25 protein-coding genes are annotated in these 21,055 nt (G+C 37.0%); 17 read left to right on the top strand and 8 right to left on the bottom strand.

Translation table 11 applies throughout. From position 1 onward, the window contains the following. Positions 1-2: 2 nt before the first annotated feature. Genes CVT15_RS06320 through CVT15_RS06310 form a run of 3 tightly spaced genes read right to left on the bottom strand, consistent with a single transcriptional unit; the run spans position 3 to position 1,652 of the window. Entirely contained in the window at positions 3-260 is a 258-nt protein-coding gene (locus tag CVT15_RS06320; protein ID WP_103577093.1) for a heavy-metal-associated domain-containing protein, read from the bottom strand. After that, positions 253-576, bottom strand: a complete 324-nt coding sequence (locus CVT15_RS06315; RefSeq protein ID WP_103577092.1) for an aryl sulfotransferase — start codon at positions 574-576, stop codon at positions 253-255. The genes CVT15_RS06320 and CVT15_RS06315 overlap by 8 nt, the downstream gene beginning before the upstream one ends. Continuing rightward, positions 573-1,652, bottom strand: a complete 1,080-nt coding sequence (locus tag CVT15_RS06310; protein WP_103577091.1) for a transglutaminase-like domain-containing protein — start codon at positions 1,650-1,652, stop codon at positions 573-575. The genes CVT15_RS06315 and CVT15_RS06310 overlap by 4 nt, the downstream gene beginning before the upstream one ends. A gap of 93 nt (positions 1,653-1,745) precedes the next feature. Here CVT15_RS06310 and CVT15_RS06305 point away from each other — a divergent pair, with 93 nt between their 5' ends. The 4 genes from CVT15_RS06305 to CVT15_RS06290 all read left to right on the top strand — a co-directional run bounded on the left by CVT15_RS06305 (position 1,746) and on the right by CVT15_RS06290 (position 4,841). Further along, positions 1,746-1,913 (top strand): hypothetical protein, encoded by a 168-nt coding sequence (locus tag CVT15_RS06305; protein WP_002942642.1) that lies wholly within the window; start codon positions 1,746-1,748, stop codon positions 1,911-1,913. A 1-nt stretch (position 1,914) separates the two neighbouring features. Further along, entirely contained in the window at positions 1,915-2,784 is an 870-nt protein-coding gene (gene cmoB / locus CVT15_RS06300) for a tRNA 5-methoxyuridine(34)/uridine 5-oxyacetic acid(34) synthase CmoB (RefSeq protein ID WP_230853996.1), read from the top strand. A gap of 8 nt (positions 2,785-2,792) precedes the next feature. Then, on the top strand, positions 2,793-3,326 hold the full coding sequence (locus CVT15_RS06295) for a thioesterase (RefSeq protein ID WP_103577089.1): 534 nt from the start codon (positions 2,793-2,795) through the stop codon (positions 3,324-3,326). 195 nt (positions 3,327-3,521) lie between these two features. Further along, complete coding sequence (locus CVT15_RS06290) at positions 3,522-4,841, top strand: major outer membrane protein (RefSeq protein WP_107898128.1); 1,320 nt, start codon at positions 3,522-3,524, stop codon at positions 4,839-4,841. A 172-nt stretch (positions 4,842-5,013) separates the two neighbouring features. On the opposite strand, the gene CVT15_RS06285 is transcribed toward CVT15_RS06290, so the two are convergent. Further along, the gene (locus tag CVT15_RS06285) at positions 5,014-5,616 is read right to left on the bottom strand and encodes an MBL fold metallo-hydrolase (protein WP_107898127.1); all 603 of its coding nucleotides are present in this window, start codon (positions 5,614-5,616) and stop codon (positions 5,014-5,016) included. 121 nt (positions 5,617-5,737) lie between these two features. Between CVT15_RS06285 and CVT15_RS06280 the strand changes: the two genes are divergently transcribed. From CVT15_RS06280 to kdsB, 6 genes are read left to right on the top strand one after another with little or no spacing between them, the layout of a single operon-like run. Then, positions 5,738-6,475 (top strand): NAD+ synthase, encoded by a 738-nt coding sequence (locus tag CVT15_RS06280; RefSeq protein ID WP_103576809.1) that lies wholly within the window; start codon positions 5,738-5,740, stop codon positions 6,473-6,475. Positions 6,476-6,485: 10 nt separating this feature from the next. Further along, positions 6,486-7,616 (top strand): DegT/DnrJ/EryC1/StrS family aminotransferase, encoded by a 1,131-nt coding sequence (locus CVT15_RS06275; RefSeq protein WP_087583886.1) that lies wholly within the window; start codon positions 6,486-6,488, stop codon positions 7,614-7,616. After that, on the top strand, positions 7,609-8,529 hold the full coding sequence (locus tag CVT15_RS06270) for a tetraacyldisaccharide 4'-kinase (protein ID WP_103576808.1): 921 nt from the start codon (positions 7,609-7,611) through the stop codon (positions 8,527-8,529). Before CVT15_RS06275 ends, CVT15_RS06270 begins: the two co-directional genes overlap by 8 nt. A 49-nt stretch (positions 8,530-8,578) precedes the next feature. Continuing rightward, positions 8,579-8,893, top strand: coding sequence for a divalent-cation tolerance protein CutA (cutA, locus tag CVT15_RS10345; protein ID WP_103576811.1), 315 nt, complete (start codon positions 8,579-8,581; stop codon positions 8,891-8,893). Then, positions 8,890-10,353: a threonine synthase gene (thrC, locus tag CVT15_RS06260; RefSeq protein ID WP_103576807.1), complete on the top strand. Its 1,464-nt coding sequence runs from the start codon at positions 8,890-8,892 to the stop codon at positions 10,351-10,353. The genes cutA and thrC overlap by 4 nt, the downstream gene beginning before the upstream one ends. Beyond that, positions 10,350-11,063: a 3-deoxy-manno-octulosonate cytidylyltransferase gene (gene kdsB / locus CVT15_RS06255; RefSeq protein WP_103576806.1), complete on the top strand. Its 714-nt coding sequence runs from the start codon at positions 10,350-10,352 to the stop codon at positions 11,061-11,063. The genes thrC and kdsB overlap by 4 nt, the downstream gene beginning before the upstream one ends. A gap of 105 nt (positions 11,064-11,168) precedes the next feature. On the opposite strand, the gene CVT15_RS06250 is transcribed toward kdsB, so the two are convergent. Continuing rightward, on the bottom strand, positions 11,169-11,342 hold the full coding sequence (locus CVT15_RS06250) for a hypothetical protein (protein ID WP_196087885.1): 174 nt from the start codon (positions 11,340-11,342) through the stop codon (positions 11,169-11,171). Beyond that, entirely contained in the window at positions 11,343-11,588 is a 246-nt protein-coding gene (locus CVT15_RS06245) for a DNA-binding protein (RefSeq protein WP_103576805.1), read from the bottom strand. A 347-nt stretch (positions 11,589-11,935) separates the two neighbouring features. On the opposite strand from CVT15_RS06245, the gene CVT15_RS06240 reads away from it, so the two are divergent. The 4 genes from CVT15_RS06240 to CVT15_RS06225 all read left to right on the top strand — a co-directional run bounded on the left by CVT15_RS06240 (position 11,936) and on the right by CVT15_RS06225 (position 15,737). Beyond that, positions 11,936-12,730, top strand: a complete 795-nt coding sequence (locus CVT15_RS06240; protein WP_103576316.1) for an HrcA family transcriptional regulator — start codon at positions 11,936-11,938, stop codon at positions 12,728-12,730. Then, positions 12,727-13,269, top strand: a complete 543-nt coding sequence (grpE, locus tag CVT15_RS06235; RefSeq protein WP_084042087.1) for a nucleotide exchange factor GrpE — start codon at positions 12,727-12,729, stop codon at positions 13,267-13,269. The genes CVT15_RS06240 and grpE overlap by 4 nt, the downstream gene beginning before the upstream one ends. A gap of 35 nt (positions 13,270-13,304) precedes the next feature. Beyond that, positions 13,305-15,179, top strand: a complete 1,875-nt coding sequence (gene dnaK, locus CVT15_RS06230; RefSeq protein ID WP_103576314.1) for a molecular chaperone DnaK — start codon at positions 13,305-13,307, stop codon at positions 15,177-15,179. A gap of 126 nt (positions 15,180-15,305) precedes the next feature. Then, positions 15,306-15,737, top strand: coding sequence for a trehalose-6-phosphate synthase (locus CVT15_RS06225; protein WP_087586424.1), 432 nt, complete (start codon positions 15,306-15,308; stop codon positions 15,735-15,737). 49 nt (positions 15,738-15,786) lie between these two features. On the opposite strand, the gene ppk2 is transcribed toward CVT15_RS06225, so the two are convergent. Next, positions 15,787-16,596 (bottom strand): polyphosphate kinase 2, encoded by an 810-nt coding sequence (gene ppk2, locus CVT15_RS06220; protein WP_021091543.1) that lies wholly within the window; start codon positions 16,594-16,596, stop codon positions 15,787-15,789. Positions 16,597-16,701: 105 nt separating this feature from the next. Here ppk2 and dsbD point away from each other — a divergent pair, with 105 nt between their 5' ends. Beyond that, positions 16,702-18,432: a protein-disulfide reductase DsbD gene (gene dsbD, locus CVT15_RS06215; RefSeq protein ID WP_103577377.1), complete on the top strand. Its 1,731-nt coding sequence runs from the start codon at positions 16,702-16,704 to the stop codon at positions 18,430-18,432. Here dsbD and nth read toward each other — a convergent pair. After that, positions 18,425-19,057, bottom strand: coding sequence for an endonuclease III (gene nth, locus CVT15_RS06210; protein ID WP_103577376.1), 633 nt, complete (start codon positions 19,055-19,057; stop codon positions 18,425-18,427). The two genes, dsbD and nth, sit on opposite strands and share 8 nt — an antisense overlap. A 95-nt stretch (positions 19,058-19,152) precedes the next feature. Between nth and CVT15_RS06205 the strand changes: the two genes are divergently transcribed. Together CVT15_RS06205 and fbaA are read left to right on the top strand one after the other, a co-directional pair. Beyond that, positions 19,153-19,971: a peptidylprolyl isomerase gene (locus tag CVT15_RS06205; RefSeq protein WP_087583877.1), complete on the top strand. Its 819-nt coding sequence runs from the start codon at positions 19,153-19,155 to the stop codon at positions 19,969-19,971. A gap of 15 nt (positions 19,972-19,986) precedes the next feature. Continuing rightward, complete coding sequence (gene fbaA, locus CVT15_RS06200) at positions 19,987-21,051, top strand: class II fructose-bisphosphate aldolase (protein ID WP_103577375.1); 1,065 nt, start codon at positions 19,987-19,989, stop codon at positions 21,049-21,051. Positions 21,052-21,055: the final 4 nt, after the last annotated feature.

Below are 21,055 nucleotides of genomic sequence, written 5' to 3'. Positions count from 1 at the left end.
AATTATTTTATCTCGCCCTTATAGCCAGTCGCATCGACTGCTTTTAAAAGCTCTTTTTCATCGAGCTTATCATCTGCTATAACGACAGCTTTTCGCTCTTTTAGCGATACATCTGCTTTTTTTACGCCCTCAACGCTAAGGGCGGCCTTTCGCACTATCGCTGTGCAAAGCGGACAGTGCATGCTAGGCACTGAAATTTCTATCTTTTTATCAGCGTAGCTTGCAGCCACCAAAAGGGCTAAAACTAAAATTTTACGCATAAATTTCTCCTAAAAGCTCCGGATATGTAAGGAGCAAAAGTAGTATCACTCCAAAAAGTATATATATAAGTATCCATTTTTTCTTTTTGTAGCTTAGGTTGCAGCTTTTTGGCTTGTAAAATAAAGCCACACCTGAGATCACAAAGCAAATGACCGCCACGACGCTCAAAGGGATGCGGTACTCGTATAAATTTTGTGTCCAAGATAGAAATGAAAAAGACGTGCCAAAAAGTAAAAAAAGAAGTGCCGGTAGGCAGCACAAGGTAGCGCCGATAGCACTACCTATGGATGTTAGTATCAGCCAAAAGGCTCTCATTTTAGCTCTGTTGAGGCGTAGTCGTAGCTAAATTCTTTTGGCGAATAATAATTTTGTGTGTTTCCATCAACTTCAGCGTATGGATAGCCAAAGTTATTTAGAGGAGTTTGCTCTGGGGTTGGCTTTAAGATAAAGTCGCGTCCGTAGTTAAAGCCTATCCAGCACATCTCCCAGTTACCAAAGCAATAATCTCTCACAGCTTTGATCTTAGCATCGTCATTTGTTAGCTTCTCGCCCAGTCTTACCTTTGTAACATCTGCTGGATCAACCGGTATCCAACCATAGCCTTTTAGGTAAAATTCGGCCCTGCAGTGTTGTCCGCCTGAAATTTTAGCCACACCGTCTTTTGCACTGCCCATTTGATCTGAAAATCTAGACTGACCAACTCTAATACCAAAAATTTCTCTTGCTGGGATGCCAACTGATCTGCAAAGTCCAACAAAAACCGAGTTTATATCGGTGCATTTGCCAACTAGTTTGCCACTTTCTAGGATGGCTTTAACGTCGCCTGTGCCGCATCCTAGGATGCTGTTATCACGCTGCATAGTATTTGCAACCCACGTATAGATTGCTTTTGCGCGCTCTAAATCGCCTTTAGTATCGCCGATAATCTCTAGCGCTTTTGCTCTTACGACGCCGTCAGTTGGGATGTGTGAAGTTGGTTTTAAAAACTCTAAAACTGCAGGATCAACCTTCTCATTTGGATCGTAATTTACCTTGCTAAAGTCAGTATTACGCTCTATTGTTTGAATTTTAAACTGCACATTTAAGATAGGTCTTGGCTCATTTTCTTCAAAATCAGCATACATTGTTGGTATTAGCGTATCTGAAATATAAACGTTTTTAGCTGTTGTGTTTATGACGTAGTCTTTGGTTAGTTGCTGATAAGTGGTGCTTAGTGGGAGCGGTAGCCAAATCCTTGAGCTTTTGCCCTTTTCAAGTAAGAAATGTTTGAAATTTACGTCGAAATTTCTAACTACTGGGTTTGCTGGTTCATCGCTAGCTAGAGTGACACTTGGAAGCAGACTCGCTGCACCTAAAAAACTACTGAATTTAAAAAAATCTCTTCTTTGCATAAAATGCCTTTTTTGCTTAATATTAGCCAAACTTGGCTCTAAAACTGCCTGCTATTCTAGCATAAAATTTTTATTTATGATAAAATCCGCCACATGAAAAAGATTATATTTTTAGGCTTTATAGCGCTATTTTGCAATGGTTGTCTTTATATGAACGAGCGTGGAGTTTCGACTCAATATTATAATGATTGTAAAGAGTATTATGACGCGACTGGCACCTACCAAAAAGAATGTCCGCACAACATCGTCGACTGGAAATAGCGTGGATCTTAGCAAATTTAACGAGCAGCAAAAGCAAATTTATAATAGGATAGAAAATTTAGCAAATTTTGACTGCGAGCTTGAGCTAAAAGATAGTGTAAATGTGAAATTTAAAAATTTAGACCAAGCCAAAAAAGATGAAATTTATGATCTAGCCCTTAGCCTAAAGCCTTGGCGAAAAGGACCATTTTTACTTGATGATATATATATAGATAGCGAGTGGCAAAGTTTTATTAAATTTAATATCCTCACCCCACACCTAAATTTAGCTGGCAAAAGCGTGGCTGATGTGGGTTGTAATAATGGCTATTATATGTTTAAGATGCTTGAATATGCCCCAAAAAGCATAACCGGCTTTGATCCTAGTGTGCATACATATTTGCAGTTTAAATTTTTAAACAAATTTATCCGCTCAAATATCACTTATGAGCTTCTTGGCGTTGAGAACTTGCCTGAGTATGGAGCTAAATTTGATACGATTTTTTGTCTTGGGGTGATATATCACAGAAGTGATCCTATCAAGATGCTAAAAGAGCTAAAAATGGCTTTGAATCCTGGAGGCGAGCTATATTTAGATACAATGTATATAGATATGGATGGCGACTTTGCGCTGAGTCCGAAAGATAGATACTCAAAAATTTCAAATATCTACTTTGTGCCAACGCTTAGTGCGCTTTGTAACTGGTGTGAGAGGGCTAAATTTAAGGATTTTACCCTGCTTGATACAAAGGCCACTGATCTAAATGAGCAGCGAAAAACGCAGTGGATAGATGGTGAGAGTCTTGGAAATTTCTTAGATCCAGACGATAATACAAAGACCATCGAGGGCTACCCAGCGCCAAAAAGAGCATATGTTAGAGTTAAAATTTAAGGATAAAAATGGCAGAAGAAAATATCTATGATATAAAAGATGAATCGCAAATAATCTTACCAGAAGATGAAAATCCACTAAGAAATGAGATCAAAACCGCTCCACTTACAAAGCTAAATTTTAGTGGAACGGCATTTTTACTTGAAAAAAATCACGCAAAGACTAGATTTTTTACTACGGATGATATGGTGTGCGATACTGAGGGGCTTATTCATAGCGGATTTATTTTTATGGGCGCAAATCATGCCGCTCTTTTAGCCATTAATGAAGAATTTTGCGTTAGTATCGGGGCTAGGATAAATTTCTTTGGGCCACTAAAGCTTGGTGACGTGGTGGAATTTGACGCGCAAGCAAGATTTGAAGAGAGCAGAAAAAGAGAAGTGAAAGTACTTGGATATGTTAAAGATATAAAAATTTTTGAAGGAATATTTCAACTTGTCACACTTGAAGAGCATATCTTCTTGGCTCAACAAAAAAATATCCAAAAAGAAGCTGCTATAAGGCAGAAAAAAGAACGAGAAGAAGCTAAAGATAATAGCTAAAAGTAAGTAAAAATTTTTGATTTTCTTGCAATTACTTCCAAATAAAACGAAATTTTAAAAAGACAATCTTTATCTCATTATCCTATTTTGGTAAATAATTGGTAACATTTTTTAAAATTTTAAGGAAAATTAAGCAATAAAATTAATTTTCTATGATAATATCCTTTCAAAACTTTTTATCAAAAGGAGATTTAGATGAAAATTACAAAAGTTAGCTTAGCTGCTTTGGTTGCTTTAGGTGCATTTTCAAGCGTTGCAAGTGCAACTCCACTTGAAGAAGCTATAAAAAATGTAGATCTTTCAGGATTTGCAAGATATCGTTATACAAATGATAGTACTAAAAATTCAAAAGTTAATGATACTGTAAAAGGTAGTAGTGCTGGCCATGCGTTTAGAATGGAAACAGCATTTAAAGCTGCGATAGACGATAACTTTTTTGGTGTTTTGAGACTAAGATATTCTGCTACAGATGGATCTGGTGATAATGCAGGAGCTGGCACAGATAAAACAAATACAACAGGCACTTTTGGTGTTTATGAGATGTATCTAGGCTACAAAGTGGCTGATACTACCATCACAGCTGGTAAACAACTTGTCAAAGGTTTCTTTATCGATAGCGATATAGCTGGCACTGGTCTAAAAGTAGTAAGTACTGACGTACCTGGTCTTACTTTAACAGCTGCTGCTTATGATGCTATTGATAACGATGCTGAAATATTAAAAGACAAAAATGGCAATACAGAATATGATAAATTTGGACACATTAAATATAAAGCTAAAAGCCCAGATATAGATGGCCCATTATTGTCAAGGCTTGGCAGTGATGAATTTAGTGATGCTGCTGGTAACATCTATAACTTAGGTGCTATGGGTAGTTATGATCCAGTATCATTCAAAGTAGCAATTACGAATATCCAAGAGGTTGCTACACTTTATGGTACTGAAGCTGGTGTCAGCTTTAATGTAACAGATGATATAAACCTAAACTTAAAAGGTCAATATGCTTATAGTGACTCAGATCATAAAAAAGTAGCTGATGCAACTTTCTGGGCAGTACAAGCTGGCACAAAACTATTTGGTGCTAAACTTAACGCTGGTTATTTAGACTTTGACGCTAAAAACAAAGAAAATGACGCTAAAAACAAAGACAAAATCGCATTTACATCAATTGATGGAAATGGACAGTTAATCAACCCAACTAAGATCTTAAATGGTGTAATGAGTGGTGGCCAACAATACTACAATAACATCAAGGGCAATAACGACTACTGGTTTGTTAATGCTGGGTATGATATAGATAAATTTGGCTTTGGTGCTGGATATACTCAAGGTAAGGGCACAAGTTATGCGCTTGGCAAAGAGAGAGCAAAAAGAAACGAATGGTCACTTGACGCTAGCTACAAATACAGCAAAAAACTTACATTCCTTTCTTGGTATGCGGCTGCTAAAGACAAAAAAGATGGTGCAAGCTACAAACAAGATCGTATAAGATTTGAAGCAAAATATAGCTTCTAAAAACTTTCGCCCGAGCGAGTTTTCGCTCGGACCTCTTTAAAATTTAATAGACTCCATATAAAATTTATCTACCCTTTTTGATTGACTCTTAGTTTTATAAAAATATAAATTTTTAATAGCGATTAAGTGTATTTTAAAAGTTTGAAACTTGAAATTAATACCACTGAAATTTTTAGCTATTTTTTACTATATCTATCCAATAATTAATATTATTTTGCTCGGCCTCTAGTGTACTACTTTCTCCGTGCCCTGGATAAAGTGCGAAGTCGCCCTTTAGATTTTTACACTTTTCTAAACTAGCTAACATTTCGTTTTTATCTGAAAAAGGAAAATCCCAGCGTCCGATGCTACCTTTAAATAAAAAATCTCCACTAAACATCACATCTTCTATCTCTATCATCGAGCAACCTGGTGTGTGTCCAGGAAAATGATGAAATTTAACGCAAAAATCATCAATCTGGAAATTTTCATCGTTATTAACTAAAACATCTGGCTTAAATACATTTTTCATATAGTCAAAAATATCATTCTCACACATAAAAGCGTCAAATTTATTAATGTAAACCGGAATTTTTAGCTCATTCTTTAGTTCGCCCACATCAAAAATGTGGTCAAAATGTCCATGAGTACAAAGGATGGCTTTTAAATTTGTGGCATTTTGTAAAACCCACTCTTTTGCCCCATCTCCTGGATCTATTACTAAACTTGAACCATTTTTTGTAACAATATAACAATTAGTACCAAAATCCCCAAAACTTTTATGCATTACTCTCATTTTTTATCCTAAATTTATCATTTTAAAAATTTTTACATCTTTTTACTTAAACTTAAAGAAAAATTTTAAATTTACTTAGTATAATTTTTGCAAAAAGGAAGCAAATTTAGGCAAAGGGATAATGAAGGAGTATCAAAAGATCGAAGAAACTTTAGTTTTTAGCTTAAAAGATAAAACTAAAGATAAGAAATTATTGCTCGGTGTAAGTGGTGGTATTGATTCTGCTGTGGTAGCGACTTTGTGTGCTAGAGCAAAACCAGATGAGACTTACGCACTCATCATGCCAACAGTATCGTCAAGTAAAGAAAATATGGATGATGCCTTAAATTTATGTGAAAAATTAAACATAGAATATAAGGTTTTATCCATAGAGGGTATTTTAAATGCCTTTTACGAAACGATAGATGTAAATTTAAGCAATTTAAGAAAAGGGAATTTAGCAGCTAGAGTTAGAATGAGCTTGCTTTATGATTATTCATCTAGTATAAACGCTCTAGTTATCGGAACAAGCAACAAAAGTGAGCTTATGCTTGGATACGGTACGATATTTGGGGATTTAGCATGTGCGATAAATCCTATCGGAGAGCTTTACAAAAGTGAAATTTTTGAATTTGCAAAACATCTTGGGGTTGATAAAAATTTTATCAACAAAGCACCTTCGGCTGATTTGTGGGATGGACAAAGTGACGAAGGCGACATAGGTTACAGTTATGCTGTTATTGATGAGATTTTAGAAAATTTAGAAAATAACAAGGAGCAAGTCATCAAAAAGTTTGGATTAAAAGCAGTATCGGATATAGAAAATAGAGTTGTTTCAAACAGGTTTAAACGACAAATGCCGTTGATAGTGAAAATTTAAAGGATTAAAGATGAGAGAGATTCCGTTTTATAGACCAACTATCACTGAGCGTGAAAGTGAGCTTATTGAGGAGGCTTTGCACTCTGAAAATACTACTAATATCGTTGCTAGATTTGAAGAGAAGTTAAAAGAGTATTTTGGTGCAAAATTTGTAGTTACCACAAATAATATCGCAGCCGCACATCACTTGGCACTAAGTGCGCTTGACACTAAACGCGGAGATAAGGTCATTTGCTCCATAAATGCCTTTCCTAGCATTGCACAAGCTGTTAGACATTTTGATGCTGAACCTATTTTTGTGGATGTTGATGAAGAAGATTTTAACATCTGCCCAGATGCCCTTGAGAAAGTACTAAAAGAACAAAATCACAAAAAATTAAAATGTGCTTTTATCTCTCATATCGCAGGTCAAAGTGCTAGGATGGATGAGATAACGGCGGTTTGTGAGAAATACGGCGTAAAAATTTTAGATGATGCAAATCGCGGTATGGGCTTAACATACAATGGCAAAAAAGTTGGATCAGACTCCTTTTTATCATGCTTTCAAACACATTCGCGTGTGCAAAATCCTATATCAACGGTTGGATTTTTTACGACAAATGATGAGGAAATTTATAAAAGAGCAAAACTACTTCGCAACTATGCTCTTGTAAATGGCATTGATAAATTCGGTAGCTTGAGTTATATTTATGATGTCGTCGATATTGGCTTAAAGTATGATATAAACTCGATAAATGCAGCATTTTCTATTGCGCAGCTAGAAAGAACAGATAAGCTCATACAAAGAAGACAAGAGATCGCAAAAATTTATGATAAAGAGCTTGGTGAGTGCCGCAATATAACAATCCCTGTTAAAAAACGCGAGCACATTTACACTCAGTATATTATTAAGATAAACAAAAATCGTGATGGCTTTGCTAGAGAGCTTTTGGAGCATGGCATTCACACATCATTGCACTACATACCGATACATTTACTAAGTTATTATAAAAATAAATACTCACTTAAAGTAAATGATTTTCCAAATGCTTTAAAAAATTATCAGCAAGTGTTGTCACTGCCTATTTATCATAGTTTGAGTGACGAAGAGGTGCAATACATCTGCAGCAAAGTAAAAGAAATTTCTAAAACTCGTGTTTAAGAAATTAAATATTTTCTTGCATTCTTGGGCGAATGACTACTTTTTTCGCCCAAATTTCTTTCAAATTTTACTAGCATTTTTACTTTTGCCATTAAGTTTTATCTATTTTCTTATTGTTGTGCTTAAGAAATTTACTGCTAGAAAAATAGACTTTGGCATAAAGGTAATAAGCGTTGGAAATTTGACCCTTGGAGGAAGCGGGAAGACTCCACTTTGCGTGGCAATTGCTAAAAATTTCGAGGGCGCTTTTATCATTCTTAGAGGCTATAAAAGAAAAAGCAAAGGCATACAAGTTGTCGCTCGAAATGGCGAAATTTTACTTGACGTAGCAGCAAGTGGCGATGAAGCGATGATATATGCTACAAGCCTTAAAAACGCAAATGTAATAGTAAGCGAAGATAGGAAATTAGCTATAAAATATGCCAAAGAGCATGGCGCAAAGTATATCTTACTTGATGATGGATTTTCTAAATTTGATATAGCAAAATTTGACATCTTAGTGCGTCCAAACCCAGAGCCAAAGCTAAAATTTTGTCTACCAAGCGGAGCTTATAGATATCCGTTTGGCTTTTATAAATTTGCAGATTTTATCGCCTGCGAGGGGCAAACTCACTTTAGAAAGAGTGAAATTTTAAATAAAAGCGAAAAAATGGTGCTAGTTACCGCCATAGCAAACCCAGCCCGCCTTGAGCCATTTTTTAGCGAGTGTGTGGGACAGGTCTTTTTTCCTGATCACTACGACTTTTCAAAAGAAGAGCTAAGTGAAATTTTGCAAAGTTACGCTGCCACCTCACTTTTGATGACGCAAAAGGACTATGTAAAGGCAAAGGATTTTGGGCTGAGAGTATCGCTTATCACGCTTGAAGTTACGCTAAGCGAGGAGTTTAAAAAGGTTTTGGCACAGCAAATTTAAGCCCATTTTGTTATAATGAGCCACTTTTTAAAAGGAAATTTTGATCAAAATGAGAATTTTAATCACCTCAGTCGCAAAGAAAAAAGAGGCAAAAAAACTAAGCAAAAAGCTCGTGAAAAAGGGGCTTGCAGCTTGTGTGAGTAGCTTTAGCGCAAAGAGTCTATATCTTTGGCAAGAAGAGCTTTTTGATGAAAAAGAGCAAATTTTACTCATAAAAACGGACGTTAAATTTAAAAAAGTAGCTAAATTTATAAGAAAGCACCACAGCTACGAAACTCCAGAAATTTTGGCACTTAAGCCAAAAGAGGTCTTTAAAAAATACGAAAATTGGATACAAAAATCAACCAAAAAAGGCAAAAAATGAGACTAACACCAACTAGAAGCGTAAAAGATGAAAAGGTAAAAAATGTAAATTTAAACACAGCTATGCTTAGCCCAAGCTCCGCTCACGGCGGACTTTACGCACCAAAGAAGCTACCAAAGATCACAAAGGCAAAGTGGCAAGAGCTCTCGAGCCTAAGCTACGAAAAGCTCGCACTTCACATCATCTCGCTATTTAAATTTGACGTGCCAGAGGCGTTTTTCCAAAAGGCGGTCAAGAGATACACAAGCTTTGATGATCCAAAGCACCCAGTTATTTTTAAAAAAATAGATAAAAATCTATATGTAAATGAGCTCTATCACGGCCCAACTAGGGCATTTAAGGATATGGCGCTTCAGCCTTTTGGTTCGCTGCTTAGCCAGTTGGCAAAGGAAAGAGGCGAAAAATACCTTATCATGTGCGCAACTAGCGGCGACACGGGCCCTGCGACACTTCAAACCTTTGCAAACGACGAAAATATCAAGGTCGTCTGTCTCTATCCAGATGGTGGCACGAGCGAGGTGCAAAAGCTACAAATGCAGACCATACAAGGTGAAAATTTAAAGGTTTTTGGCATAAAAGGCGACTTTGACGACGCTCAAAGGGCGCTAAAGATGCTGCTTGCAAATGATAAATTTAAGGCTGAACTGAAGAAAAAGCACCTTAAACTAAGCGCGGCAAACTCGGTAAATTTTGGCAGAATACTCTTTCAGATCATCTACCACGCATACGCGTACGCAAATTTACTAAAACAAAAGGTGCTTAAGGCAAATGAGAGTTTTGACATCATCGTGCCAAGTGGAAATTTTGGTAATGCGCTTGGGGCATACTACGCTAAAAAAATGGGCGCAAAGATTGGCAAGATCAAGATCGCCTCAAACGCAAACAATATCTTGACGCAGTTTTTCACCACCGGCGTTTATGACTTAAGAGATAAAAAGCTGGTTAAGACGATAAGCCCAGCAATGGATATATTGATCAGCTCAAACGTCGAGCGCTTGCTGTTTGATAAATTTGGAAGCGTTAGAACTAATGAACTCATGCAAAGCTTAGCCAAAAATAAATTTTATAAACTTAGCAAGCAAGAGCTTGAAGCGCTAAAAGAGGACTTTGAGGCTAGCTGGTGCGACGATAAAGAGTGCGAGGCATACATCGCAAAGCTCGCAAAGAACGGCTACGCGATCGATCCGCATACGGCTACTTGCTTTAAGATGGTGGATGCTGGCCGCATAAACGTCATCACATCGACCGCGCACTGGGTGAAATTTACGCCAAGCATGATCAAAGCGTGCCAGATCAAAGATACAAAAGATGAAAAAGATGCGCTGGCAAAGACTGCTAAAATCTTAAACGATAGCGTGCCAAGCTCAATAAACTCGCTATTTAGTGCGAAAATTTTACATAAAAGCATCATAAAAGAGGACGAGATTGAAAAGTGCGTCCTAGAATGGATCGAGCGATGATAATCATCCCAGCCCGCCTTGCCTCAACAAGGTTTAGTAATAAAATTTTAAAAGAGATAAACGGCGTGCCGATGTTTGTGGCGACGGCTCTTAGAGTAAGCGGCGTGGACGATGTGGCGGTTGCTGTGGATGAGCCAAGTGTGCTTGGTGTCGCCAAGGCTCACGGCATAAAAGCGGTGCTAACTAGCAAAGATCATCAAAGTGGCACTGACAGGATAAATGAAGCGGCGCAAATTTTGGGGCTAAGCGAGAGCGAGATCATCATAAATGTTCAGGCTGATGAGCCATTTATAGAGCCTGAAAATATCGCTAAATTTAGGGCATTTTGCGAGCAAAATAGGCAAAATGCCTTTATGTTTTCTTGCTATAAAAATATGGACGATGAGTTTGCAGATGATAAAAATTTAGTCAAAGTGGTGACTGATTTTGAGGGCTATGCGCTTTACTTTTCAAGATCGAGGATACCATTTAACAGAAGCGAGTGCAAAAGCTACAAGGCGCACCTTGGCATCTACGGATACAGCGTAAAGAGCCTAAAAGAGTTTTGCGGCCTCTTGCCTTCAAGCCTTGAAAATACTGAGAAGCTCGAGCAGCTACGCGCCCTAGAAAATGGTAAAAAGATAGCGATGCTAGAGGTTGAAAGTCAAAGTATAGGCATCGATAGCGAAGAGGACTACCAAAGAGCGCTAGCTAAATTTGGTAAAAAATAAGTCAGCAAATTCTCTTTAAATAAAGTCGATATTTAAGGAGAATTTATTTAAATTATTAATCTTTAAATGCAGTAAAAAATATTTTTCTACTCAAATAATATAAAACTAATTTTTCTTGATTTTTATTTTTTTAATTCTGTCTTTAACTACGTAAAATTTTAAAATCGCACTCGAGTAAAAGTCTTTATAGAAACCTAAAATTTTAGGCTCTTTCTTAGCGCAGATAGCTGCGAACACGCTCTCAAGGTCTATTCTCTCTTTTTGTGTCAAATTTTCCATCTATTTTCCTAACAACTTTCTCATCTTATTGATAACAAATAATATTTCATCGTCGTCAAGCTCACATAGTAGCTTACAAACTGCAGCAACAGCTTGTGGCTTTGAGTTGCCAAGCCTCCAATCTTGATATGTTCTCATTGGTACACCAAGCTCTTCTGCCATTTTTGCTTGTGAAATTTTCTTACCGATATTTTTTGCCTCAACTGCATTGTGAAGCAAATTAAATATATCACTTGTTTCAATCATTAAAGTATTATACGGATTATTTTATTAAATATACATAAAATAATATATAAATAATAGAAATACGTATAAATAAATTAAAATATATTATATATTATACTATAAATAATTATATTAGTACGTAAAAACGTATAAAAATATTAGAACGTAGAGGTAATATAAAAGACTTTTAAGTTTGTTTAATTATTTTTTGTAATTTTATTTTCGGAAAGGCTTATACAATTAATATTAAATAAGCTTAGTTATATAGACTAAAGATACATAAATAAATTATTTTAACTTAAATACTTGACATTAATAAACTAAAGTTGTATAATCCACTTAGCAATTAAAAAGAAAGAGTGCTAAAAGTGAGTAAAACAAATAAACGTGATTTGATACTAAATTCTATCATCGAGGCTTATTTGCAGGACAATATGCCTATTGGTTCAAATGAGCTCGGCTCTCGTATGAGTGCGGCTATTCCGGCTTCTACGATACGTGTTTATTTTAAAAAGCTTTCAGACGAAGGCGAGATCACCAAGCTTCATATAAGTGGCGGTCGGATACCGACAATTGCTGCGATGAGAAGATATTGGAGTGAAATTTTTGCTATAAGTGATATAAATTTAGAGATAAATGACGCCGAAATACTGAAGAAGCTATGCGATGAATTTGAGCTTTACTGCATGATTTTTGGTACAATCGATAATGAATTGCTAGAAATTTTAAATTTAAATGATAGATATATGATCTTAAATTTTGGCGAAGATGAGATTGTCATCAAATTTGATGCTAGGATGTATAAATTTTTAAGTAATCTTGCTGGAGTTAGTTTAAACAAACTTGAGCTTATCTGCTCTCAAGTTGGCTTAAGCGAACTAAAAAGTAAAATAAGAGAGCTTAAAAGGACTAAAATTTACTTCCAAGAAAACGAAATTTTAGCCTTTAATATGTTTAAAGATAGACGTTTTAAGATGGTTTTTGACCCAAGTTTTAGCTTGCAGATGGACGAAAAACTTACATTTTCTCCTATGTTTGATGAAAATTTTATGGGGCTCAAATTTAGTGCAAACTATCTTGGCAACGAAGCACAGATGATCTGTGCTGGCAGTATTTATACTGACTATGTGAAATTTATAAATCTAATAAAGGAGGCTGCGTGAGCGAAGAGGTAAAAGAGCAAAACCTACCTGAGGTTGAGCCTGTGCAAGAACTAGCTAATGATAGTGTAAATTTGGACGCACTTGGCGATATTTCAAAGGTTGAAAAACTTGAAAAAGAGCTCGGAGAAATAACTGATAAATATTATAGAGCAAATGCTGAGTTTGAAAATATCAAAAAGCGATATGAAAAAGAGAAGACGGACGTTGCAAACTATGCAAATGAGAAATTTGCTAGGGACTTGCTACCAGTCATAGATGCTCTTGAGATCGCTGCAAATTTTGATCCAGAGGATGATGAATTTGCCAAAAAGATCAAAGAGGGCATTTTGATAACTATAAATCAGTTTAAAAAATGCTTTGAAAAGCATGGCGTAAGCGAGATACCAACTGACACTGAGTTTGATCCGAGCGTGCATAATGCTGTTTTAAGGGTCGATAGCGAAGAGAAGCAGAGTGGTCAAATCGTGCAAGCTTTGCAAAAAGGCTATATGATAAATGGTAGGGTTTTGCGCCCAGCTATGGTCAGTGTAGCAAACTAAATTTATAAAAATAAAATCTAATAAAAAGGAAAAATATGTCAAAAGTTATAGGTATAGACTTAGGTACAACAAACTCTTGTGTGAGCGTTTTTGAACGCGGCGAGAGCAAGGTTATCCCAAATAAAGAGGGTAAAAACACAACTCCATCTGTTGTTGCTTTTACAGACAAAGGTGAAATTCTAGTAGGTGACGTTGCAAAACGTCAAGCAGTTACAAACCCTGAAAAAACGATATATTCTATCAAACGTATCATGGGTTTGATGAGCAATGAAAAAAATGCTGAAGAGGCAAAAAGCCGCTTGCCATATCACGTCGTAGACAGAAATGGTGCTTGCGCGGTTGAGATCGCTGGCAAGGTTTACACTCCACAAGAAATTTCAGCAAAAATTCTTATCAAACTAAAAGAAGACGCTGAAGCATATCTTGGTGAAAAGGTAACAGACGCGGTTATCACCGTACCTGCATACTTTAACGATAGCCAAAGAAAGGCTACAAAAGAGGCTGGAACGATCGCAGGACTAAACGTGCTTCGTATCATCAACGAGCCAACAGCTGCGGCACTTGCTTATGGTCTTGATAAAAAAGAGGCTGAGAAAATTTTAGTTTATGACCTAGGTGGCGGTACATTTGACGTTACAGTGCTTGAAACTGGCGATAATATCGTTGAAGTTTTGGCAACCGGTGGTAACGCATTCTTGGGCGGCGATGACTTTGATAACAAGATCATCGACTGGCTAGTAAGTGAGTTTAAAAATGAAACTGGTATCGACCTAAAAGGCGATATCATGGCACTTCAACGCTTAAAAGAAGCTGCTGAAAATGCCAAAAAAGAGCTAAGCTCAGCTCAAGAGACCGAGATAAATTTACCATTTATCACAGCTGATGCGACTGGTCCAAAACACCTTGTCAAAAAGCTAACTCGTGCTAAATTTGAGGGCATGATCGACTCACTTGTGGGTGAGACTATCACTAAGATAAACGAGGTAACAAAAGACGCTGGTTTAAATAAAAGCGACATCAAAGAGGTCGTAATGGTCGGTGGTTCAACTCGTGTGCCACTTGTTCAAGAAGAGGTTAAAAAAGCATTTGGTAAAGAGCTAAATAAGAGCGTTAATCCAGATGAGGTCGTAGCTATCGGTGCTGCTATCCAAGGTGCGGTCATAAAAGGCGACGTTAAGGATGTGCTACTTCTTGACGTTACTCCACTTAGCCTTGGTATCGAAACACTTGGCGGCGTGATGACTAAGATCATCGAAAAAGGCACAACCATACCAACTAAGAAAAGCCAAGTCTTCTCAACTGCTGAAGATAATCAAAGTGCCGTTACTATCATGGTTTTACAAGGCGAGCGTGAGTTTGCAAGGGACAATAAATCACTTGGAAATTTCAACCTTGAAGGCATCCCAGCAGCTCCAAGAGGCGTACCTCAAATCGAAGTTGAGTTTGACATTGACGCAAACGGAATTTTAACCGTTTCTGCAAAAGATAAAGCAACTGGCAAAGCTCAAAATATCACCATCTCCGGATCAAGCGGTCTTAGCGAAGATGAGATAAATAGCATGGTAAAAGACGCCGAGCTTCATAAAGAAGAGGATAAAAAACGCAAAGACGCAGTTGAGGCTAGAAACCAAGCTGACGCACTAGTTCATCAAACTGAAAAGAGCATGAACGAGCTTGGCGAGAAGGTCCCAGCTGAGGATAGAAGCAACATCGAAGCTGCGCTAAACGATCTAAAAGAGGTCTTAAAAGATGAAAATTCTTCAAAAGAGCAAATCGATGCTAAAGTAGAAGCTCTAAGCAAGGCCAGCCACAAACTAGCAGAAGCTATGTATAAAAAAGATGAAAACGCTGGCGCAAACGGTGGAAACAACAAAAAAGACGACGACGTTATAGACGCTGAAGTCGAGTAAAACTCCTAGAGCAGGGCGCTTGCCTTGCTCTTTTATAAATTTATCTTCATAAATTCTTAAAATTGATTCAAAATAAGTAATTTAAATAGTTAAAATTTATATAATGCCAAACAAAAAGGCGAAAAAATGTACTTATTTTTTTTGATTACTCATTTAATTTGTGCCATTGTATTTATAGGATACGTATTTTTCGATGCTTGCATATATCCATTTGCTAAAAAAACGGTTGATGCTAAAACCCTTGAAATAGTTAAAAAAGCCTACACAAAAGGCAGCGCAAAGGTATTTGGCACAGCGTTTTTATTGCTTTTAATAAGTGGCGCTTATATGGCAAAAGACTATTTTGGAGGCGAGCTTGGCTGGTGGCAAAGCAACTTTCAAAAGCTACTGCTTGTAAAAATTTTTGTTTTACTCATAATGTGCCTTGTAACTTTTATCTCTGTTTTTAATGTCATTATTTTAAAAAAGCCTGATCCATTTGGTAAATTTTCACATTTAATAGCTCTAGTGCTTTGCCTAATAATGGTCATTTTAGCAAAAGTAATGTGGTGGGCTTAAAGTTTAGCTAGCAAATCTAAGCAAATCGCCAGCTAGAAGTTAAAATTCTCTAATCGATACTCTTTAACTTATCTTTATTCAGCCCTTCTTCTATGCGTTTTATCTCTTCACTTCCATCTCTTACGACGTTTTTGTCAAATTCCAAGTAGTCATTTATCTTTTTTGGATATTCAACGTGACTTAGGATAAATTTAAAGACATTTAGCCTAGCTTCTTTTTTGTTATCGCTTGAGACGATGACCCATGGCGAAATGCTATTGTGAGAGGCAAGAAGCATAGAATATTTAGCGATAGAGTATTGATCCCAAAGTTCTTGTGCTTTTTGATCAACGGGTGAAATTTTAAACTGCTTTAACGGATCATTCTGCCTCTCTTTGAAGCGTTTTTTCTGCTCATCTTTTGTGATTGAAAGATAAATTTTAAAGAAAATTATGCCGGAGTTTATGATCATCTCTTCAAATTTTGGTACTTCACGTAAAAATTCCTTATGCTCTTCTTGCGTGCAAAAGCCCATTACTGGCTCAACGCCAGCTCTATTGTACCAGCTTCTATCAAAGATCACGATCTCTCCAGCACTTGGTAGATGAGTCACATATCTTTGAAAATACCACTGCGTTTTTTCGACATCACTTGGCTTAGCAAGCGCTACTATACGGCAACCTCTTGGATTTAGATGCTCAGTTAGGCGTTTTATCGTTCCTCCTTTACCGGCTGCATCGCGCCCTTCCATTAACATAAGTACTCTAAGGCCTTTTTCTTTTACGTAATTTTGAAATTTTAAAAGTTCAATTTGAAGTAGTCTAAGCTCTTCCTCGTAGCCAAGTTTCTCACTTTTTTGGTGTTTTTTGTCTTTTGACATCTTTGCTCCTTTAAAATTTCACATATTTTCACGATTTTACAATAAAATAGAATAAATTTAGGAATTTAGACTAAAATCATCTTTTTTAATTTAGCAAGGATTAGTATGTTTTTAAAATTTCTTTTTTCGCTTATTTTATTTGTAGGCTCGCTTTTTGCCGAGGTTTTAGATGTTAGCAAAGCCTTTGTTTTAACTCCAAGCGTTGATAGTCAAAATGTTGAAGTGAAGTTTAACTTTGGTGAAAATATCTATCTTTATAAAGAGAGTTTTGAGATTAAGCTAGCTGGCAAAAAGATAAATGAGCTATTAAATTTGCCAAGTAGTGAAAATACGGGAGAATATGAAATTTATCCAAAAGATTTTTCGATTTTTATCCCATTAAATTTAGTAAAAGAAAATCTTTCAAATGGCAAAGCAATACTTGACATTAACTATCAAGGCTGTGCTAAAAACGGCATTTGCTACCGCCCGCAAAGCAGAATTTATGAGATAACTGACCAAGCTGGAAAATTTAGCATCGCCACTTTTAAAAAAGAGCAAAAAAACGATACCGACAGCCTTGCCGAAGAATTTTCTAGCGAGCAAGATATTGCAAATGGGCTTGGAGATAAAAATTTCTTTATCTCGCTTCTTACTTTTTTTGGTTATGGTCTCTTGCTTTCACTAACACCTTGCGTCTTTCCGATGATACCGATACTTTCAAGCATAATCGTCTCAAAAGGTGCTAATTTAAATGCAAAAAAAGGCTTTTTATTATCATTCATTTATGTTGTCGCGATGAGCCTAGCTTATGCACTAGCTGGAGTTGCAGCTAGCCTACTTGGTTTTGGTATCGCAGGAGCTTTGCAAAACATCTATGTGCTTGGCGCTTTTGCGGCCATTTTTGTCATTTTAAGCTTTAGTATGTTTGGATTTTATGATATAAAATTGCCAGCAAAATTTGAAAATTTGATAAGTAAAAAATCGCAAAATAGCTCAGGCTATGTTGGAATTTTTATTATGGGTTTTGCCTCAGCTCTCATCGTATCACCTTGCGTAGCAGCACCATTAGCTGGTGCGCTTCTTTATATTGCCCAAAGTGGAAATATCTTTTATGGTGGCATTATGCTTTTTGTCATGGGGCTTGGCATGGGCGTACCATTACTTATTATCGGGCTAAGCTCTGGAAAGCTCTTGCCAAAACCTGGTAGTTGGATGGATGAAGTGAAAAAAATCTTTGGTTTTTTGATGCTCATCATGGCAGTTTGGATCCTTGCACGTGTGCTCGGAGAATTTTTTGAGCTATTAGGATATGGCATTATAGGCGTTTTTATGGCGGTTTATTTTGGGGCATTTGAAGTAGCAGAGCAAAGCTGGGCTAAGTTTAAAAAAGCGTTTTTTATCCTAGTTTTTATATATTCAGTTATGCTAATAGTTGGTTCGTTTTTGGGCTCAAAGGAGGCTTTCTCTCCACTTTCTGGACTAAATTTGGCAAAAAGTGATAGTGCGTTAAAATTTAATTCCGTTAAAAATTTAGATGAACTAAATGAGGTAATAAAAAACTCAACCAAGCCCGTTTTAGTAGATTTTTATGCTGATTGGTGTGTAAGCTGCAAAGAGATAGAAAAGATCACTTTTAAAGATAGCGATGTTATGGATGCTTTGGCAAATTTTGCACTTATTCGTATCAATGTAACGAATGGTGGATCACAAAATGATGAGATGCTAAGAAATTTTGGGCTTATTGATCCGCCTGCACTCTTGTTATTTAGTGGTGGAGATGAGCTAAAATTTCTTAGAACTATCGGTTTCATAGATGCTAAAAATTTTCTAGCAAAGCTTGAGAAAATTAAATAATCTTGTCCTTGCTGTTACAAAGATTATTTAAAATACACTCATGGCAAAGCGGTTTTTTGGCTTTACAGGTGTAACGTCCAAAGAGCACCATGGCTTGATGAAGCTTGCCAAGATCTGTTTTAAAGGCATGGCTAAGATCAGCTTCAGTAGCTTCTGGCGTTTTTGCATGGCTAAGATCAAGTCTGTGCGCCACTCTAAAAACGTGCGTATCAACAGCCATAACATTTGCATTTGTAGCTTCTAAAAGTACGACATGAGCGGTCTTTTGTCCAACTCCAGCAAGCGCTTTTAGCTTCTCTTCATCAAGCGGAATTTCTCCATTATAAAGCTCAACCACGCTATTTGCCATTTTGATTAAATTTACCGCTTTGTTATTAAAAAAGCTGCACGAGTTTATCATGAGTTTTAGACTTGCTAAATTTGCGCTAGCTAGCTCATAGACATCTTTATACGCTTCAAATAAAGCTGGAGTTATTAAATTTACTCTTTTATCAGTGCACTGGGCTGAGAGCATGACACAGACAAGTAGCTCATATAAATTTCTAAATTTAAGCTCGCTTTTGGCGTCTTTAAACTCTTCTAAAAGTCTTCTTTTTATCTCTAAAATATCTTTTTTTGTTCTCATTTTCGTATTTTACCTTATTTTCTTAAGTTAAACGAAAAGTTACCGCATTATTTGATATAATCTTGCCCATAAAATCAATTTTTTAAAGGATTTATATGAAAAAATTTTTGTTTCCAGCAGTTTTAAGTTTAGCTGCAGCTGTCACTCTAAATGCAGCAGTAGTTGCAACAGTTGATGGTGATGCTATAAGCGATAGCGATATTTCAAGCCTTTTATCGGCAGCCATGCCAGGATTTGACGCTAGCAAGCTTCAGCCAAATGAGAAAAAACGTATAATCGACGATCTAATAAATAGAAAACTTCTTTTAAAAGATGCTAAATCAAGTGGTATTGAAAAAGATGTAGAGTATATCAAAGCTGTAAAAGCAGCGCAAGAAGGCATCGCAGTTGAGCTTTATATGAGAAAGCTTTTTGATAGCATAAAAGTAAGTGAAAACGAACTAAAAGATTTTTACAATAAAAACAAAGCTAGCATGAACCAACCAGCTCAAGCAAGAGCTAGACATATCTTAGTTGAAGATGAAAAAACAGCAAACGACATCATCGCTCAACTTAAAAATTTAAAAGGTGAGGCGCTAACTAAGAAATTTGCAGAGCTAGCAAGCCAAAAATCAATCGACAAAGGCTCAGCAGCACACGGCGGCGAGCTTGGCTGGTTTGGTCAAAGCCAAATGGTAAAACCTTTTGCAGACGCAGCATTTTCAATGGCTAATGGCACAGTTTCAACTAAACCAGTTAAAACTCAGTTTGGTTACCATGTTATCTTGAAAGAAGATGGTAAGGCAGCTGGCACTGTAAGCTTTGAGCAAGCAAAACCAGAGATCGAGCAAGCTGTAAAAATGGAGAAATTCCAAGCTGCTGTTAGACAAAAAAGTGAAGCTCTACGCCAAAAAGCAAAGATAGAATACAAATAAAATTTGGAGGATAAAATGGGCGTTTTAGATATCGTAAAACCTGGTGTTTTAAGCGGAGATGATGTGACAAAACTTTATGCTTATGCCAAAGAGCAAGGTTTTGCAATACCTGCTGTAAATGTCGTAGGTAGTGACTCGGTAAATGCTGTTTTAGAAGCAGCAAAGGTTGCTAACTCGCCTGTTATCGTTCAGTTTAGTAATGGCGGCGCAGGTTTTTACGCTGGTAAAGCCTGCGAAAACGCAGCCGTTCTTGGTGCGATCGCTGGAGCAAAGCATGTTCATTTGCTTGCCCAGGCTTACGGCGTGCCAGTCATTTTGCACACAGACCACGCTGCCAGAAAGCTCTTACCTTGGATAGATGAGATAGTAAAAGCAAGCCATGAGTATAAAAAAACTCACGGCGTGCCACTTTTTAGCTCTCATATGCTTGATCTTAGCGAAGAGAATATCAACGAAAATTTAAGCACATGCGAGAAGTATCTAAAAGAGCTTAGCGAGCTTGGCATCAGCCTAGAGATCGAGCTAGGCGTCACTGGTGGCGAAGAAGATGGCGTAGATAACACAAGCGTTGATAACGCACTTCTTTACACTCAGCCAGAGGATGTCGCACTTGCTTATGAAAGACTAAGTAAGATAAGCGATAAATTTAGCATCGCAGCTAGTTTTGGTAACGTTCACGGCGTCTATAAACCGGGCAATGTCGTGCTAAGACCAGAAATTCTTAAAAACTCACAAGCCTATGTCGCTAAGAAATTTAACACAAAAAGCGACAAGCCAGTAAATTTTGTATTTCACGGCGGTAGCGGCAGTGAGCTAAAAGATATCAAAAATGCTGTAAGCTACGGCGTTATTAAGATGAACATTGATACCGATACACAGTGGGCTTTCTGGGACGGCGTGCGCGAGTATGAGGCTAAAAATAGAGCGTACTTGCAAGGGCAGATCGGCAACCCAGAGGGCGATGACAAGCCAAATAAAAAATACTACGACCCAAGGAAATGGCTAAGAAGTGGCGAGGAGAGCATGGTTAAGCGTCTTCAGACTGCTTTTAGCGACTTAAACTGCCTAAATAGGAACTAATCCT

The organism is Campylobacter concisus (assembly GCF_003048595.2).
GTDB lineage: Bacteria > Campylobacterota > Campylobacteria > Campylobacterales > Campylobacteraceae > Campylobacter_A > Campylobacter_A concisus_L.
The sequence above is the reverse complement of the archived record's forward strand: the minus strand, read 5'-3'. Positions and strand labels throughout refer to the sequence as shown.